Annotated in this window: 14 protein-coding genes; 9 read left to right on the forward strand and 5 right to left on the reverse strand. The window is 36.4% G+C overall.

Going from position 1 to position 19,124, the window contains the following annotated elements; genetic code table 11:
- Positions 1-36 precede the first annotated feature (36 nt).
- Positions 37-1,050 carry a ubiquinone anaerobic biosynthesis protein UbiU gene (gene ubiU, locus GQR59_RS07665; protein ID WP_160061396.1) on the reverse strand — a complete coding sequence of 338 codons (1,014 nt, stop codon included), beginning with the start codon at positions 1,048-1,050 and terminating at the stop codon, positions 37-39.
- 209 nt (positions 1,051-1,259) lie between these two features.
- On the opposite strand from ubiU, the gene ubiT reads away from it, so the two are divergent.
- Both ubiT and GQR59_RS07675 read left to right on the forward strand, forming a co-directional pair.
- Complete coding sequence (gene ubiT, locus GQR59_RS07670; protein ID WP_160061397.1) at positions 1,260-1,796, forward strand: ubiquinone anaerobic biosynthesis accessory factor UbiT; 537 nt, start codon at positions 1,260-1,262, stop codon at positions 1,794-1,796.
- Positions 1,797-2,054: 258 nt separating this feature from the next.
- Positions 2,055-2,357, forward strand: a complete 303-nt coding sequence (locus GQR59_RS07675) for a YkgJ family cysteine cluster protein (RefSeq protein ID WP_160061398.1) — start codon at positions 2,055-2,057, stop codon at positions 2,355-2,357.
- Positions 2,358-2,498: 141 nt separating this feature from the next.
- Here GQR59_RS07675 and epd read toward each other — a convergent pair whose 3' ends face one another.
- Complete coding sequence (gene epd / locus GQR59_RS07680) at positions 2,499-3,518, reverse strand: erythrose-4-phosphate dehydrogenase (protein ID WP_160061399.1); 1,020 nt, start codon at positions 3,516-3,518, stop codon at positions 2,499-2,501.
- A 741-nt stretch (positions 3,519-4,259) separates the two neighbouring features.
- On the opposite strand from epd, the gene GQR59_RS07685 reads away from it, so the two are divergent.
- Positions 4,260-5,840, forward strand: coding sequence for a BCCT family transporter (locus GQR59_RS07685; protein ID WP_160061400.1), 1,581 nt, complete (start codon positions 4,260-4,262; stop codon positions 5,838-5,840).
- Positions 5,841-6,410: 570 nt separating this feature from the next.
- Here the strand turns inward: GQR59_RS07685 and GQR59_RS07690 are convergent.
- Both GQR59_RS07690 and GQR59_RS07695 read right to left on the reverse strand, forming a co-directional pair.
- A complete protein-coding gene (locus tag GQR59_RS07690; protein ID WP_160061401.1) occupies positions 6,411-7,127 on the reverse strand; it encodes a 3'-5' exonuclease in 717 nt (238 codons plus the stop codon).
- A gap of 8 nt (positions 7,128-7,135) precedes the next feature.
- Positions 7,136-9,013 (reverse strand): DUF294 nucleotidyltransferase-like domain-containing protein, encoded by a 1,878-nt coding sequence (locus tag GQR59_RS07695; RefSeq protein ID WP_160061402.1) that lies wholly within the window; start codon positions 9,011-9,013, stop codon positions 7,136-7,138.
- A gap of 467 nt (positions 9,014-9,480) precedes the next feature.
- Here GQR59_RS07695 and GQR59_RS07700 point away from each other — a divergent pair, with 467 nt between their 5' ends.
- The 5 genes from GQR59_RS07700 (at position 9,481) to GQR59_RS07720 (ending at position 16,544) form a co-directional block, all read left to right on the forward strand.
- Positions 9,481-10,665 (forward strand): ABC transporter substrate-binding protein, encoded by a 1,185-nt coding sequence (locus tag GQR59_RS07700; RefSeq protein ID WP_160061403.1) that lies wholly within the window; start codon positions 9,481-9,483, stop codon positions 10,663-10,665.
- Between the two features lie 45 nt (positions 10,666-10,710).
- Complete coding sequence (locus GQR59_RS07705; RefSeq protein WP_160061404.1) at positions 10,711-11,580, forward strand: branched-chain amino acid ABC transporter permease; 870 nt, start codon at positions 10,711-10,713, stop codon at positions 11,578-11,580.
- 2 nt (positions 11,581-11,582) lie between these two features.
- Entirely contained in the window at positions 11,583-14,060 is a 2,478-nt protein-coding gene (locus tag GQR59_RS07710; protein WP_201288081.1) for an ATP-binding cassette domain-containing protein, read from the forward strand.
- Positions 14,060-15,304 (forward strand): amidohydrolase family protein, encoded by a 1,245-nt coding sequence (locus GQR59_RS07715; RefSeq protein ID WP_160061406.1) that lies wholly within the window; start codon positions 14,060-14,062, stop codon positions 15,302-15,304. The genes GQR59_RS07710 and GQR59_RS07715 overlap by 1 nt, the downstream gene beginning before the upstream one ends.
- Positions 15,305-15,839: 535 nt before the next feature.
- Positions 15,840-16,544, forward strand: a complete 705-nt coding sequence (locus GQR59_RS07720; RefSeq protein WP_160061407.1) for a GntR family transcriptional regulator — start codon at positions 15,840-15,842, stop codon at positions 16,542-16,544.
- Between the two features lie 144 nt (positions 16,545-16,688).
- Here GQR59_RS07720 and GQR59_RS07725 read toward each other — a convergent pair whose 3' ends face one another.
- Positions 16,689-17,093, reverse strand: coding sequence for a nuclear transport factor 2 family protein (locus tag GQR59_RS07725; RefSeq protein WP_160061408.1), 405 nt, complete (start codon positions 17,091-17,093; stop codon positions 16,689-16,691).
- Positions 17,094-18,326: 1,233 nt separating this feature from the next.
- On the opposite strand from GQR59_RS07725, the gene GQR59_RS07730 reads away from it, so the two are divergent.
- Positions 18,327-19,100 carry a ferredoxin--NADP reductase gene (locus GQR59_RS07730; protein WP_160061409.1) on the forward strand — a complete coding sequence of 258 codons (774 nt, stop codon included), beginning with the start codon at positions 18,327-18,329 and terminating at the stop codon, positions 19,098-19,100.
- Positions 19,101-19,124 lie beyond the last annotated feature (24 nt).

Consider the following 19,124-nt stretch of genomic DNA (forward strand, 5'->3'; position numbering starts at 1 on the left):
ATTTGCTCCTAACTTTGATGCGTTAAAATAGGGCGGCTATTGCCAATCACGGTGATAAGCACCTAAGGTTGTTTGGCTGCCTTCTGATACATTCGCTAACACGTCATCCCAATCAGCTTCGACTTTATAATCTGTTGGTGAGTGTTTATAGTTATCAATGGCTGCACGCCATACTTTGGTTATTTGTTCCACATAAGCAGGGCTGCGTTGACGACCTTCAATTTTGACTGATTTGACGTTCGCCATAAATAATTCAGGCAATATAGATAACGTATTTAAACTGGTGGGTTCTTCAAGTGCGTGATAAAGGGCTTTTTCTTCATTATCAATGTTGTCTACGGTAAATTTACCTTTACATAAGGTAGGGTAGCCGGCTTTTTCATTTGGCTGGTAACGATCGATTAAAATGTCATTTAAACGGGACTCTAAGCCTTTGTCTGTTTCTTGCCAACGAACATATTTAGCTGGCGAGCAAGCACCAACCGTATTGGGGGATTCGCCTGTAAAGTAAGAAGACAAATAACATCGGCCTTCAGCCATAATACATAAACTACCAAAAGCAAAAACTTCTAAATCAACTGAGGTATTACGTGATAGTTGTTTTACTTGATGTAATGATAAGACTCTAGGTAAAACGACTCGTTTAACATTAAAGTTCTTTTGATAAAAATCGATAGCAGCAGTGTTAGTAGCGGAAGCTTGAACCGATAAATGTAACTCCAAATCAGGGTATTTATTAGCGGCATAATCAAGTGTGGCAATATCAGCAATAATGGCTGCACTCGCCCCTAAATCAACACATTTATCAACGGCATTAAACCATCTCTTTTCTTCACCTGGGTGAGCGAATGTATTAATGGCTACGTGTAAGTGTTTATTGTGATCTCTTACATATTGAGCACCTTTTGCTAGCTTTTTATCATTAAAATTTAATCCTGCAAAATGGCGTGCGTTAGTATCATCTTTTAATCCTACATAGACGGCATCTGCACCACAATCAATGGCCATTTTTAATGCGGGTAAACTGCCTGCTGGACATAATAATTCCATACAATAACTCCAAATTTATTAATGGCCGTTATTGTAAAAAATTATCTAAACTGTTTATTGATGTAGGGCATGCAACTCTTATTCATCATGATATTTAAAGAAAATAAACGTTAATAATGGAATGTATGTTGATTTAAACCAAGTTGTGAATTTTTCGAGTGCTTATAATTTGTTTTATATTTAAACACATGATTATCCAAAGGAAGACTATGCTGATCTCATTACGGAATAAGATACTGCAAAATCTGGTGGTCACTACGCCTAAGTTATTAGCGATACCCAGTCAATTTGTTCCATTTAGTGTGCAACAAAAATGTTTGCACTCAATCATAAGCAGTATTTTTAAAGAGGCGATTGAAGACGGAGATCTCGCTTTTTTAGAAGGGAAATGGTTAAAAGTGACAGTAACTGATTTAAAGCTAACGTGGTTTATCAGTTTTGACCAACATATTATCGTTAAAGATAAAACGACGCATACTGATGTGTCATTCAGTGCGACGATGAATGATCTTATTTTAGTTGCTGGGCGCAAAGAAGATCCAGATACGTTGTTTTTTCAACGACGTTTAAACATACAAGGCGATACAGAATTAGGCTTAGAAGTTAAAAATCTATTGGATAATATTGAGTTTGATCAGTTATCACCATTAATTGAAAAGATGATCGTAACATTGTCTGATTTAGTGAAAATAGGGGTAACGAAACAAGCTTTGCCAAATACAGAAGCACTCAATATTAAAATTTGATAGCAATCCCAATCTAAGTAATTATCTCGTCATTTATGCTTGTTAAAATGAATGCTAGCTTCGTTGTTGATTTTGTAATGAGAATACCTAGTTACTGCAATCAACGCCTTGCAGCATCCATTTTCCCTAACCCCTAAATAGGCAGTTTATTTAATCAGATTGGTATAATAATAGTCTGTCGGTTAAAACAAAGTATCTTTTAGAGGCATAGCGCTATAGGCTTAGCACTTTACATTTTAATTAATACATTGTGGATGAATGACTGACTCTAACCCTATAGCAATAAAAGAAGTAAATAGTCCTGACCTAACCTGTGCTAAATGCAATGCAGCATGTTGCCAGTTAGAAGTTATGCTAATCACGGATACTGGTGTTCCTGAACAGTATATCGAACATGATCAGTGGGGCGGTGAAACCATGAAACGTTTAGATGATGGCTGGTGTATCTGTGTCGACCGAGATACAAAGCTCTGCACTATCTATGAAAATAGACCTTGGGTGTGTCGAATATTTGAAATGGGCTCTTACGAATGTAGTGTTGAATTTGTGGCAGCTAAATAGAAGGCATTGAGTGCGAATAAGACTTAAACGTGTATCAATAACGTTATAAATTTATGCAGCTTAGGATTTTTCGATTATTAATCAACCCTAAGCTACACCAACTTCATGACTTCACCAATGCCATAAAGACCAATCTGAAACTTACTGCTCTGATAATTTCTTTAAGTGTAAGCAAGTATCTAATAAACGATTAGCAAAGCCCCATTCATTATCGCACCACACTAATAGTTTAACTAAATTACCATCACTGACGCGCGTTTGAGTCCCATCGATAATACAAGAGCGCGGATCATGATTAAAATCCACTGATACTAGTGGTGCTTCCGTATAACCTAAAATGCCTTTTAATTCACCTTCTGCCATTTGCTTTAAACATTGGTTTATATCAGCAATTGAAACACTTTTATCGACCGTAATACTCAGGTCCATTGCTGTGACATTAATCGTTGGAACACGTACTGCGATTGCTTCAAACTTATTAGCAAACTTAGGTAATATTCGCTCTATACCCGCGGCTAATTTTGTATCAACGGGGATAATTGATTGGCTTGCTGCACGTGTTCTACGTAAATCATGGTGATAAGAGTCGATTACCGGTTGATCATTCATGGCTGAATGAATAGTGGTAATTGTGCCGCACTTAATACTGAAGGCGGCATCTAAAATCGCAATCACAGGCACAATACAATTAGTTGTACAGGATGCGCCGGAAATATATTTTTCTTGGCCAGTTAATTGTTGATGATTAACACCATAAACAACCGTAGCATCAACATCTTGATCAGCTGGGTGTGAAAAGATAACTTTCTTAGCGCCTGCCAACAAATGCGCATCGGCATCAACTTTTGAACCAAAGATACCCGTACAATCGATAACAATATCAATATCCAGTGCTTGCCAAGGTAATTCACTGATTTCTTTATAAGCGAGTAATTGAATTGGATGCTGCTCAATAATAAGTAAGTCATGGTTTTGTGTTACTTCAAAAGGAAAGCGTCCATGCGTTGAGTCATATTGAGTGAGGTGACAAATCGCCTCAGGCGTCGCTAGCTCATTGATCGCGACTATATCGATTTGTGTTTGATGATGACCTTCAAATAGTGCTCTTACAACACTACGTCCAATACGCCCATAACCATTTATTGCAATTCGAAGTGCCATTAACATCCCACATAAAAAAGGTAAAAAAGTATTGTAATGCCAAAACAATTAATTATCTATCATTTAGCTTAGTATAAAGCAGTGCTGATATATTAATGACAAAACCTAATTAGATAATCATAACAATGAGTTACTTGCATTAATTACTTTATCAGGAAAATAGTTAAAGTCAGCAGAAACGTGATGATTTTTATGACCCTGTTGAGTTATTCAGATTCAACTAGAGAATGATTATTATGTTGTTAGACGTTAGTGCTTCACCTTTGTTTTGTTGAATTTAAGGCTTTGCATCTCAATATGTTGACTCATTAAAGTTAAATAAAGACATCATGACAAAAGATCGTTGTTTAAGTTCTCTTATAAAGGGTCTTTTTACACTGATTTCAGGTAAATATGAGTTAATTGATAATGTTCCACTGAAATGTGATATTGATTTTGCTATCATGTTTTACCGACATATGTTTGTTATACCAACTATATTAAATAAGTGATTTAAATTTTGTGTGGGAACAATGGCTTAATTTAAGATGTAAATTGAGGCCTTTCGACGATTAACGTCTGTCGGGGGAGTTAACCAAAAAAGGCTAATGCTTTAACGGTTGCTCCTTTTGCGAAACTTACAATGAAGAAAACAGTCATTTTAACCAAGAAAACAGATCAGTTAATTAGTGTGATTGGTATTATTATGAATTCGGTCAAATGGATTAACAATGAAGAGCGGTTTGCTCTAAATGAGGAATGATGAGTTTAAATAAAGATAAGTACAGTATAGATAATACCGATTACACTGTAGGTCAGGATAATGTTCAAAAATGGGGATTTGATGTTCACAATCCTGTTTTTGGGTTTAGTGCAGGCTTCATTGCACTGTTTTTAATTGCAATCATGTTAGTTGATCCTGAAGTTTCAAAAGCAGCATTAGACGGTTTAAAATGGCAAATTATTGGTATGTTTGATGGACTATTTATGTGGTCTGCTAATATATTTGTTATTTTCTGTTTAGCGTTAGTAGTGTCTCCATTTGGTAAAATTCGCCTTGGTGGTGATGACGCTAAAAGTGACTACTCAACCATGTCATGGATAGCAATGTTATTTGCTGCTGGTATGGGTATTGGTCTTATGTTTTGGGGGGTTGCAGAACCTGTTGCTTACTTCACTGGTTGGTATGAAACACCATTGAACGTAACACCTAATACACCTGAAGCGGCTAAATTAGCATTAGGCGCAACTATGTTCCATTGGGGTTTACATCCTTGGGCCATTTACGGTGTGGTTGCATTGTCATTAGCCTTTTTTGCTTATAACAAAGGTTTACCACTTTCAATGCGTTCTGTGTTCTATCCTATTCTTGGTGATCGTACATGGGGTTGGCCTGGTCATGTTGTTGATATCTTTGCTGTTATCGCAACCTTGTTTGGACTTGCAACGTCTTTAGGTCTTGGTGCACAACAAGCTGCAAGTGGCTTCCATCATGTATTTGGTATTGATGATGGCTTATTAACGCAAATCATTATTATTGTTGTCGTCACACTGTTAGCCGTTGTGTCGGTTGTACGTGGTATAGATGGTGGTGTTAAAGTCATCAGTAACATTAATATGTTACTAGCGATTGTATTAATTGTTTTTGTTGCATTAGTGACAATGGCTGTTTCAATGGGCACTATCCCTACTACTGTGATGGGGTATATTGAAAATATTATCCCGCTGAGTAACCCGATTGGTCGTGAAGATGAAGCTTGGATGCACGGTTGGACTGTGTTCTATTGGGCTTGGTGGATTTCATGGTCTCCTTTCGTAGGTATGTTCATTGCACGTGTTTCACGTGGTCGTACAGTTCGTGAGTTCCTGATTGCCGTATTGATTATTCCAACAGTGGTAACGATTCTTTGGATGTCAGTGTTTGGTGGTGTCGCGATTGATCAAATCATTAATAACGTTGGTGAGCTAGGTGCAAACGGGTTAACTGAAGTACCACTTGCGATGTTCCAAATGTTTGACCAATTACCATTTGGTAACATTCTTTCACTATTAGCAGTCGTCTTAGTATTGGTATTCTTTATTACCTCTTCTGACTCTGGCTCACTAGTTATCGATAGTATTACTGCTGGTGGTAAAGTTGATGCGCCAGTGCCACAACGTATTTTCTGGGCATTAATTGAAGGTGCTATTGCAATCGCATTGCTTTGGGTTGGCGGAACAAACGCTATTCAGGCACTACAAGCAGGAGCTATCTCAACGGCATTACCATTCACTATTATTCTGTTAATAATGTGTGTGAGCTTGCTGATGGGTATGCGTACTGAAAAACATAATAAAAACTAGTTTGGCTGTTACTTTCAAGTATTAGCTTACAATATTAGTTATATTCGTTGTATTAAAGCGGAATCATTAAAAGTGATTCCGCTTTTTTTATGGCTAATGCTTTAGTTATAAAAGTGACAATAGGGGATTTATACCAATGGAATTAAATAAGTGATCATAGATTGCGCAGGAAAAATTAACACTAATAAGGCGTGAGTTGTAGGAGATAGTTGTTCTCACTTCAAAACTCACAACGCAGTTAGGGGGGATTTTAACCAGCAAGAATGATCATCTTATTAATTTTGTTGGTATTAGTCTTACAAAAATTGAGTGATTAAATTTAGCTCTATTAAGATTTTTAGTTGAAACCCATAAATCAAAGAGTGATGAACTGAAGGGGGATTCAAAATTGAGATTATTTATTGGCAGGTTTGTTGATGATCTTTACTTTAACGAGTTTTATTATGGGGACTCTTTGCTTGTGCTTCCTTCTTACGATATTTCACCTTTATACCCATCACACAGGCTTTAAAGTATTACCTTATCGCAATTTACAATAAGGTAAATAGTACATTCAGTACGATTAAAAGCTTATAACCATAAGTTTTTAATCGGTGTTTCAGGACTGTAATAATAACTAACTTGAGCTTGTAATAACTCTGCTGTCGCAATAGCGTCGGTTAATGCGTCATGTGGTTGATAACCCGGTAAATTATAACGTAGACGACTATTCCCTAGACGAATGGAGCCAGGTTTCTTACCTTTTAACCAATTAAAAAAGCCTTGTATTTGTTTATTCTGAATTTCTGCTTCAATTTGCATCGTATCAACGACGGGGAAGATAATGCCTTCATTAATTAAAGCACGTAAATTTAAATCTAAAAAATCACGTTCGATATTACGATAATGTACCACCACAACCTTACCGGTTAATTCATCAAGTAACTGGTTTAAAATACGTCGTAAATCTGGTGCACCTTTCAAGTCAGAATGAGTAATACCATGGATAATTACTGATTCTTCCTCAAGATTATCCTGTGGGTTTACATACCATTTTTTGGCTCGACTGCAGAAAATTCTGTCTAAAGTAAAAGGCACTAAACCAATGCTAATAATACTATTTTGTTTAGGGTCTAAACCTGTTGTTTCAAAATCTAAAGCAACAAATTCTACGTCTTTTAATAGAGCATCATCATGATAAGTACCTGCTTTATAAAAGGTCTTAAGTCGTGAATCTTTACAATGTTGTGCTTGTAATTGTAAATAAGCATGCCAATTTAAGATTTTTTTATTAGTGAAATTATGCATCTATAACCTTAAAACTTGTTTGCTGTGTAACGATATTTTAAAAAGTTTTGAGCATTGCTTAATACTAAAAATGCATCCTTAAGATTACGTCTTTCAAGGTCAGACATATTCTCTGGTTCAATATTATTATCAGGCTCAATATCGGACTCAACATCCAATGATTGGTGGCGTAAACGCACTAAAGAGATGAGCTCCATTGCATGCCTTAAATCTGCACCTTTAGACTTAGGTAATATGCCAGCTTCAATAATATCCTCTAATCGATCAAAGGAGTTTTGAGATTGAGATCCAATCGCTAAAGCATGAACACGGATAAGATCGGCAAGTGGGGCGGTACCACGACGTTTAAGATTAATAGAATTGTTATGTCGACCATCGTTCTCCATTACAAAATCTTTAAAGAAACCTAATGGTGGTTTTCTATTTAGCGCGTTACGTGCCATACATGCTAAAAATCGATTATTCTTTTTTGCACGACGTAATATAAAGGCATTAAGTTGTTCAGCCCACTTAACTCGGCCGTATACACCGGTTAAATCAAAGAATATATTACAATTTAACAATGCTTTAGGATTAGGGTTATCAATCCAATCGGTGAAGCAGGTTTCCCACTGTATTTGCGTTTTACGGTATTCTGGATTGGTTGCCATAATTTCGCCAGTACAATAAACATAACCACAGGCATCTAAACCATCACATACAAAATGAGATAGTTTTTCAAAGTACTCTCCATGTAACTTTTGATCATAACTATTATCTAAAATGAGACCATTATCTTGGTCTGTTACTAATAGTTGCTCATCACGAGCCATTGAACCGAGCGCCAAAAAGCAATAAGGGATAGGAGGCGGGCCAAACTTCTCTTCTGCTAATTCTAATAAACGTTGTTTAAAGCTGCGTCCAATCTCAGACATCGCTCGTCCCACCATATGAGAGTTAGCATCTTCATTGACCATACGTACAAAACAATCTTTTAATTGAACCGACAGTTGGGCCAGGTCTTCTGTACTTTGTTGCTGAAAAATACTGCTTACAAACAACAAGCTATTTTGAGATTCATAACGAATAATGTCAGAGACTTCAATTAAACCAATTGGTCGCTTATTTTTCATAATCGGTAAATGGTGTACGTTATGACGTAACATCAACAACATCGCTTCAAAGATATAAGCATTATGATCTAATGACATTAGCTCAGTAGACATCACTTCGGATACCGGTGTTTCAACACTTAAACCTGATGCAATCACTTTTGCACAAAGGTCATGTTCGGTAATTAAACCAACAAAGCTAAAGCCTTCTTCTTCATCAATACTCGTGTCTTTAATCAGCGCTGCTGAGTGGCTTTCTTCCGCCATGATTTTTGCAACAGATTGAATACTGCTATCGCTAGGTAATATTAGCGGCTCTCTCGTTAATAATGTTTTAACTTTAGAGGTTGTTAGTGCGTTGGCATTATCGCTTTTATTTTCTACTGCTTGTTTCAGTCGGGTACTATCTTCTGCTTCTACAAAGTCAGCAAAATTTTCAAAACGATCACATAAATCGTAAAATACCGATCCAGGAATACAATATAAAAGCGTATCTTTGGTGGTTTTTGCAGGGAAACGAACTTTATTACTGGTTAATAAGCCCATTTGTCCAAATAATTTACCTTGATCTAAACGGTTATAAAGATTGCCATTTCGTCTATAAATTTCAACTACACCACTGCGAATCATATACAGCTCATTAATATCATCTTTAAAGTCAATAATATTAGTGTCAGAGCGGTAATAAGATATTTCAACACTGCGTACAACATCTATTAATGCTTCTTCAGGAAGCTCATCAAAAGGGGCGTATTGGCTGATAAAATCTTGGATTTCTAATAGTTCAACTTCCATGAGGAGCTCGATATATAGGTGGGTAGATAATGATCTGATATTACACAACTTCTATTGACTATGTTAGTCGAGAATTAATAAATGTAGTCATTTTATCAGCTGTTCAGTACATAAGTTAATAGCAAAAAGGTTATGTATAAAATCAATGTATTTGTTACTTGTATTTTACTCTCTAAATTTATAATCGTCTAAATAAAAGCTTATTTTTAACCTTTGAATTTAAATTTCCAATCATTTATTTCATGCCTCTATTTATATTCATAACTAGCAATAAATGAACAATTAAAGTGCGTTTTTTAACCTTTTTGCTCTTTTGCAGTGCGTTACGCTGATGACAAAGCCAGTAAAACTAGGCATATGAGATTGGCATTGTTATTGCTAGCTATTATCTTGTGATTGCTAGCAATAGTTCGTTTTTAGCTAGCAGTGTGGGTTTTGTCTTAGCAATGAAAGGGAAGAGGTAATTTATGAATTTATCAATCATTAATAAAGCGTTAAAAAAAGGATTTTATATCAGCATTTATAGTGTCTTCACTATGGGCGCCGTCACTGTTCAAGCTGTTGAGCCTATTAAAGTTGGTTTAGTAGCCGCTTTATCAGGCCAATCTGCGAAGTCAGGAGAAGCAATTACTCGTGGACTTACTATTGCAATAGATGAAATTAATGAAGCTGGTGGCGTATTGGGTCGTCCAATAGAGTTAATACGACGTGATGATGAGAGTAATCCATCTAAAGGATTGTTGGCATCAAGAGAATTGATTCAAAGGGAAAAAGTCTCGGTACTATTTGGTGGGTTAGATACTCCAGTTTCATTGGCAATTGTACCGGTAATTAACCAATTAAAAATACCGTTTATGGGTGTGTGGGCTGCGGGTACTCCTATTACCAAAAATGGGGCAAAAGATAATTATGCCTTTCGTGTTTCTGCGGTAGATGAAGTGGTTGATGAGGCTTTAGTTCAATATAGCGTTGATAAGTATGCGATGAAAAAGCCAGGCATGATTTTAATTAATAATCCTTGGGGTGAGTCAAATGAAAAAGGATTAAAGCAAGCACTGTCATCACGTGGTATTGAATACACAGGAATTGAAAGAATTGAGTCAAGCGATCTTGATGTTATTCCGCAATTAAGCCGATTAAAAGAAAAAGGGACAGATACATTATTTATGGTCGCTAATGTTGCCCCTTCTGCACAAGTTGTTAAATCACTTGAACGAATGGGTTGGGATGTTCCAGTTGTTTCACATTGGGGACCCGCTGGAGGTCGTTTTGGTGAATTAGCAGGGCCAACTGCAGATCGTGTGCATTTCATTCAAACCTTTACTTTTACTGATACACAAAGCGGTAAAAGTGGTGAAATATTTAAAAAATTACAAGTTAAGTTTCCTGAAATTAAATCTATAGCTGATGTTACGCCTGCGGTTGGTATCGCTAATGCTTATGATGCAATGCATTTAACGGCTTTAGCGATTGAAAAAGCGGGAAGTACTAAAGGTAAAGATATTCGTAATGGATATTATGCTATTGGCGAATATGACGGTTTGATTAAAAACTATAACAAACCTTTTGATAAAGATCAGCATGACGCGATTGGTGCAAATGATTATCTATTTACACATTTTGTAGATAACCAAATAGTACCAGTTAAGTAATTTTATAAATCAGCAGGGACGCTATTTATATATTTAGGAGAAGTTATGTTATCAGCCGCTATTATCACAGGCTTAGGGCTAGGCAGCATGTATGCCCTGTTAGCTTTAGGTTTTCATATAACCTATATCGTTAGTAAAACCGTTAATTTTGCTCAAGGTAGTGCAATGATGGTTGGTGCTGTTGTGGCATACACTTTTTGCATTACATGGGGCTTCCCATACTGGGTTGCCTTTTTTATCACACTCATTATTTGCGCTATTTATGGACTCGCTATTGAACGATTTTTAGTTCGCCCTTTTGCGAGTAAAGGCTCTGAAGCGTGGTTAATGGCGACGGTAGCGGGTGGAATATTAGTGGATAATTTAGCATTGTTTTCATTTGGTAAAGAGCCTCGTCAATTTGTCAGTGAATTTGCCGGTTTAAATGTAGATATCTTTAACGGTAATATTTCTGCACTACAAATCATTATTCCATTAGTTGGTGTCGCTATTACGGTTTCTTTGGTCTTAGTTGGTAAATACACTCGCCTTGGTAAAGTGTTACAAGCATGTGTTCAAAATCCCCAATCAGCACAATTAATGGGCATCAATGTGAGTCGTGTGGTGGCGATTAGCTTTGCCATTTCAACGGTATTTGCAGCCATTTCCGGCATCTTAATCGCGCCTTTATTCGCAGTGCATTCAGACATGGGAACCTTGTTTGGATTAAAAGCATTTGCAGTGGCAATACTCGGTGGGATTGCTAGCGCATACGGTGTGTTTATGGCTGGATTAATATTTGGGCTACTTGAAGCAATTATTACTATTTATTTTGGTTCAGCTTTCACTCAAATTATAACTTTTTCATTGGTAATTGTGGCTCTGGCAATAAAACCGAATGGATTATTTGGTAAGAATCAGGAGGTCAAAGTATGAATATGGCCAACAACAGATCGCTAGCATTTCTTGGGCTACTGACTCTCATAAATTTTACGTTATGTTTTCTTTTAGATAGTTATTCATTACTTGTTTTTACTCTCTGTGTATTAACAGCACTAGTTGGTATTGGACTTAATATTTTAATGGGCTTGAGCGGACAAATCAGCTTTGGGCATATCGCTTTTTATGCCATTGGTGCCTATGTTAGCGCGTTATTATTGATGAATGGTGTGCCCTTTATATTAGCCATACTGATGGCCGCATTTTGCTGTGGTTTGGTAGGGGCTCTCCTGGCGATACCTGCCATGCGAGTCAGTGGTCCTTATTTAGCCATGATCACTATTGCGTTTGCCTTTGTTGTGCATCATGGACTGATTGAATGGCGTGGTTTGACTGGTGGTGGTAACGGTTTAATGGGGATCCCAATGCCTATGCTCGGTGAAATGGATCCTAACCAATTATTAGCCATCATCGCTACCTTTGCATTGAGTATTTGTTTAGTTATTTATGCTTACCTTTATAACAGTGGTTGGGGTAAAGCAATGAGATCAGTGAAAGCAAGTCCTATTGCAGCTGGTTCGTTGGGTTTCAATCCTGTTCAAACTAAAACATTAGCATTTGCATTATCGGCTTGTTTCGCAGGGTTAGCGGGTTCAATTGTACCTCCACTGATGATGTTCATTAGCCCTAGTACGTTTCCATTCTCTCAATCAATTTTATTTGTATTAGTGGTTATTATTGGTGGGACCAGCACCTTATGGGGGCCAATTTTAGGGGCCATAATTGTTGTTCTACTTCCAGAGGTGTTATCGCCGTTAGCTGAGTATAGATTATTGATTTTTGCAGTATTGTTATTAATTGTTTTATGGGGAGCTCCGAGAGGTATTTTAGGAGAAATAGAAAGGAGGTTCGCACGTTATAAAAAAGAATTACCGCCAAAATCAGTTAACAGAGATTTAATCGGACAATTTTATGACCGAGCGGGTAACGGCCTAAAAGCCCTAAAAGTGGAAAATATTGGTATTCAGTTTGGTGGCGTTAAAGCCGCTCAAAACGTCAGCTTTGAAGCTGAATTAGGGAAAGTAACCAGCATTATTGGTCCTAATGGCGCAGGTAAAACCACCGTATTAAATATGATCAGTGGTTTTTATAAACCCAATCAAGGAAGTATCGAACTGTTCGAACAATTAGCAGGTAAAAGTGCATATCAAGTAGCACGTTGTGGCGTCGCAAGAACATATCAAACAAGTCAATTATTTGATGATATGTCGGTATTAGAAAACTTATTATCGGCAATGCAAAAAGGTCAACTAGGACATCCATTCTTTTCAAGTAAACCTGGGCAGAAAGAGCTGGCTTTGAACTTGTTATCACTGGTGGGTTACAAAGGAGGGATACATACGCCGACACAAGACTTGCCTCATGTGGATCGTCGTATTGTTGAGATTGCAAGATCATTAGCAACGTGCCCTTGGGTTTTACTATTAGATGAACCAGCAGCAGGTTTAAGCCGTCAAGATACAGATAAGTTGTCCGCGTTATTAAAGACGATAGCTAGCTTTGGTATCGCCGTGATACTTGTGGAGCATGATATGCAATTAGTGATGAATGTGAGTGATAAAATTCTAGTGTTAGATGCAGGTAAACCCATTGCCATGGGAGACCCTAGTGATATTCGACAAAATGAAAAAGTGATCGCTGCTTATTTAGGTGGAACAAGCTATCAAGCAAGTCCAAGACAAAAGGCTTGGAAAGCAAAAAGACAAGCGGTGTTATTTACTAAAAATTTAACGATAGATTATGGCGCTTCACCGGTTGTTGAAGGTGTTAACATTGAAGTTAATCCAGGGGAACTTGTTGCAATATTAGGGGCTAATGGCGCAGGTAAAAGTAGTATTTTACAAGCTTTAGCTGGCTTAAAACGACCTATTCAAGGAAGCATTGGATTACATGATGAATACATACAAGATCTCAATGCAAATGATATCGCTAAAAAAGGATTAGCATTAGTTCCTGAGGGGCGGCAGTTATTTGGAGAGTTGTCGGTTAAAGATAACTTATTGATTGGTGCATATTCAAGGTCTGATCAAGTCGATGAAGAACAAGAATTAAACGATATCTTAACGCGTTTCCCTAGACTCAACGACCGAATTGATAGTCCCGCTGGTCTTCTGTCCGGTGGAGAGCAACAAATGGTGGCTGTAGGTCGAGCATTAATGGCAAAGCCAAGCATATTATTACTTGATGAACCTTCTTTAGGGTTATCTCCCGCGATGATTGGCGAATTATATGATGCCTTGGCAGACTTACGAGATGACGGTGTAACTATTCTATTAGTTGATCAAATGGCAAATTTAGCGTTACAAGTTGCAGACAGAGCTTACGTGTTAGAAACAGGTCAAGTAGTGAAATCGGGTACAGCAGAGCAGTTGTTATCTGATCCTAAGTTAGAAGAAGCTTATATGGGGGTGAATTAATGATTATCGATACTATCATTATTAATTGTTTGCTTGAGGGCAAAGAAGAATTAAGTTGTGTATTTATTGAAAAGGGTAAATTTGTAAAATTTTTAGACCAAAGCAGTTTATTATCGTCGCAATTAAACAATGTTAAAGTCATTGATGCTAAAGGGTTGTTGATGTTACCCCCTTTAGTAGAGACTCATGTACATTTAGATAAAGCCTGTATATTTTCTCGTTGTGAGTTACATCAAGGCACGTTATCTGAAGCTATCGAACAGACAGCCAATGCAAAAGCCAATTTTAGTTATGACGATGTTTATAACCGAGGAAAGAAAGTCATAGAAAAAGCAATCAAACAAGGGACAAGTTACATGCGAACCCATGTAGAAATTGACCCTGTTATTGGTTTAACTGGTTTTCGAGCTATTCAGCAGTTAAAAAAAGATTATGCTTGGGGGATAACGTTATCATTATGCGTATTCCCTCAAGAAGGGTTACATAACAACGCGGGTACCTATGAGTTATTAGAGCAGGCCTTGCAATTGGGCGCAGATTTGTTGGGAGGATGCCCTTACACTGATAGCTTGCCGGAAAAACAAATTGAAACACTTTTTGAACTCGCTGTTAAATATGACGTAGATTTAGACTTTCATTTAGATTTCGATCTCGATATTCGACACATGTTATTACCCCATGTAATAGAAATGACGATAAAACATCATTATCAGCAACGAGTGACTGTGGGTCATGTGACAAAATTATCTACATTACCAATGGATCAATTATTAATTATTGCGGAAAGAATGTCTTCAGCTGGCGTTCATTTAACGGCTTTGCCAAGTACTGACTTGTTTCTTATGGGAAGAGAATTTGACCATAATATTCCAAGAGGTGTCGCGCCATTAATGCCGTTAAGTAAAGCCGGGGTAAATTGCTCTATTTCAAGTAATAATATCGAAAATCCATTTACTCCTTATGGTGATTGTTCACAAGTAAGACAAGCTAATCTATTTGCAAACATTGCGCAGTTAGCGACTAAAAATGAGTTAGTACAATGCTTAGATTGGGTTTCTTCTGATTCTGCAAAATTAATGGGAATTGAACATTATGGTATTGCACTTAATATGTCTGCGGATGCTATTTTTTTCCCCGTTAGTGATCGTGCTGAAATAATTGCGACCATTCAATCTCCGAGTTTAGGTATTAAAAATGGAAAGGTCACCTTTTCGCGTAATGATGCAACTCTTTATCCACCTTAATAGGCCGTCATTTATTGTTAGCGTCTAGAATATGAACATGTTGATACTTTTTATATTTAATTCTACGGCTGACGATAACGAAGTTAATCTTCGAAAGACCTTAATTCACGCCTTAAACTAAGTTATTTTAACAAGTAAAATAGATCAGTTAAGTAGTGTGATGGGTATTACCTTTATGTCTAGAATCTGTTTATCTCACGACTTGCTGATTTTTACATCTTGATAGGTGATGTGTATATACCTGACATAGAGGTAAATGACCTAAAATGCTTGGCGTGACTTATTGGACCAACTATTTATTTGACTTTAAATTTATCATTCTATTTTGTTGATACTTAAACGTCCCCAGTTATGATGTATTTGGCTAGGGAGGCGTAATCATTTTTGTTTATAGTCGTGAATACTGTAATACCATGAAATATAATCATTTTAATCTCTAGTTTAGTGATATTACTTTTGATTTCATTAACCACATTGCAGTATTATATTTTATAGCGCTAGCAATATAGCTAGGTATTGAGGATGTATTAATAAAATGACAAAAACAGCAACTAAAGCATCGACTAACAAACAGCAAGAAATACAACGAATTATTAGTAAGCTTTCTAAAGCAGTTGCTCAACATAAATTAAAACCAGGTCAACGTTTAGTGGAAGCACAAATTGTTGAAGCTTTGAATGCTAACCGAAATCATGTGCAATCAGCACTACAACGATTAGCACTTCAACATATTGTTACTATCGAACCTAACAGAGGGTCGTTTGTTGCTCAGCCAAGCGCACAAGAAGCTAGAGAAATATTTGCTGCAAGACGTGTGGTTGAACGTGGGATTATAGAAAATATTACTCAACAAACAATACAAGATAACTGGCAAAAAATTGAACTTCATATGGAAAGCGAGCAACAAGTTACTCAAGGGAATGATAGACGAGCGATTGTTAGTACCTTGAGTCATTACCATAAGTTATTAGCTGAAATGTGCGGTAATACAGTATTAAAAGAAATGTTTGAAAATCTAATGGTACGCAGTTCGCTTATCGTTGCCTTGTATCAACATAATGATGTTCCTTCTTGTCAACATAATGAACATCAAGATATTATTGATGCACTAAAAGAAGGAAATCAAGCATTAGCAGCAAAAGTCATGCTACAACATTTACAACATTTAGAGTCTGAATTAGTGCTAGACAATACACAAAGTACTGCGACTGACTTAGTAATGGCCTTAAAAGAGTTATAACGACTAATTAAACCCAGAAACGACTGATTTTTTAAAAAAAACAGATACTTACGTTTATATTGCTCGTTGAATGTAAGCGTAAGTTATCTAAATATTTTAATCGTTATAACCAACAATAATAATAGTTCATTGGCTATTTAATTTTCACTCAGCTTCTCGATTTATTTCTGGTGTTAGAATCCATTCAGCACTGTCATTAAGCACATCCATTTTTGTTATTTTACCCTGACGAACTTCAAAACGATCAGTGTAACGATTACCATTAAATGGTGTACCATCTTGCCATTGGCCATATAAAAAACCTATTGAATAAACCACACAATGATCTTCTTTTTGCATTGCATCATATTGTTTTATGGATTTTTTAACCCATTCATAACGACTTTTATTAAATGCTGTTATTTGTTGTGCATTAGCCATTTCACGGCGACCTGTAAAGATGATTTTTACATCATCGTCCATGTAGGTTGCAGCAAGTTCAGGGTTAGGCTCCATTGAAGCTTCAAGGAACTTACTTACAAGGTCGATTGCCTTTTCTAACTCAGTCATTTTAATTCCTTTTAAGGTTATTTGAATATTACTATGTCTTATACCAAAAGAATTAATAAGGTGATCATTCTTGCTGGTTAAAATCCTCCCTAACTGCGTTGTGAGTTTTGAAGTGAGAACAACTATCTCCTACAACTCACGCCTTATTAGTGTTAATTTTTCCTGCGCAATCTCTGAGCACTTATTTAATTCCATTGGTATTATCGGTCATCTAATATGATACATAAATAAGTGTTTCAATTAATGTTAACAGGATTGCTAGCAATTGCAATCTGATAGCTAGCTATTTTTTGGAGGGGGTAAAGTTAGATTTTTGTATAGATTTTTGTATAGTATTTTGTCTTGTAATTTATCAATAGTTAACCGTTGTTTTTTATTAATCATTCAGTTTTTATCTCCTTAGCCTCAATTCTGATTAATGAAAGCGCAATTATATTTAAAATCATAAGGTACTATTTTTTACTAATCAGTGTCGTTAGTTCTGCTTAGCTCAAGGCGAATTATTGAAGCAATAAAGTGTATATATATTGGGTGAGGTATTGGTTGTGGATTTTAACCAATAACATGCTAAAAACATCAACCTGTTTAGATCGGTATGTATGATGCAGGCATAACTTGGATTTGATGAGGGGTTAATGTGTAAAGGCTGGTTTATATCGATATAACCATAATCTTGAAACTGTCATTAATTTAGTAAAAAACTCAACCCAGTCATAATGATGTGTAAGTTTGTTACTATATTAATTATTAATTCAGTCAAAATTTAAACCTATCCCCAAAACCATAATGAATGTTGGCATTAAGTGTTAGTCATTTCTCAATAGAAAATCCATATTCACAATGATGAATTATTTCTATTCGTCGTAGTCTAATAAATTAGTAGCCAAATAAACTTGGTAATAACCTTAAAAGCCGATTTAAGACAAGGCAGATTCAAGGTTGAATCGTATCGTAATCAATGGATCTTAATGTGAAAGATCACCTATCTTCAATCGAAACTTAATCTCAAATTCTAATATTAATCATTAATACGACTTATAGATTTTAGAGGCGTATTTTTTTGCATTTATTTGTTATCAAAAAGATAATTTATTGTCTTTGAGATAATGAATTAACTAATCATTATGATAATAGGCAAAATGTCGATTAACTAACCTATTGATATACCTGTCTATATTTCATGGCACGACTTGTGCAATCTATTAAATAGTTAGACTAGAAAGGAGAGGCACTATGCTCCAACCTTATATCGGATTCAATCAAGCAGTCGTTACAAAACGTATCGATTGGACAGAGAACTTGTTTTCCTTACGCGTAAAAGCACCATTGATAAATTATACGGCCGGACAGTTCGTTAAGCTGGCTCAGTACGATGAACACCAGCAACTTATTCGTCGTGCTTATTCGATTGTTAATCATCCAATCGACCATAAAGCGACAGGGGAGTTGGAATTTTTAATTGTCACGGATCCCGATGGTCTACTGACTCCAAGTTTACACATGCTGGCTGTAGGTGATGAGTTATTAGTAGGCCATGAACCTGCTGGCTTTATGACCCTAGATGAAGTGCCTGAATATACACGTATTTTGTGGCTATTGAGCACGGGAACGGCGATAGGTCCTTATTTAGCAATGTTAAATGATAAGTCTATTGAACAGAGATTCGACAAAGTTGTATTAGTGAATGCAGCTAGATTTGAGGCAGAGTTGAGTTATCAAAAAGAAATTGAACAACTTAAACTGCATTATCAAGAGAGGTTAGTTTATGTACGAATTGTTTCTAGAGAACCGGTCAGCGGAGCTTTGTCAGGAAGAATACCAATGCTGCTCAAAAGTGGAGCTTTACAAAAAGCCGCTGGTGTTCCATTGGAAAGTAGTCATAGTTTTGTGTATTTATGCGGCAATCCCAATATGGTTCGGGATAGCAGCGATAGCTTGATTGAACTCGGTTTTAGTAAACATTTAAGGCGTAAACCAGGTCACTTTAGCAGTGAAAATTACTGGTAACTATTAACAGTCTAAAATTAGTAA

It is taken from the genome of Psychromonas sp. L1A2, from assembly GCF_009828855.1.
Classification (GTDB): Bacteria; Pseudomonadota; Gammaproteobacteria; order Enterobacterales; family Psychromonadaceae; genus Psychromonas.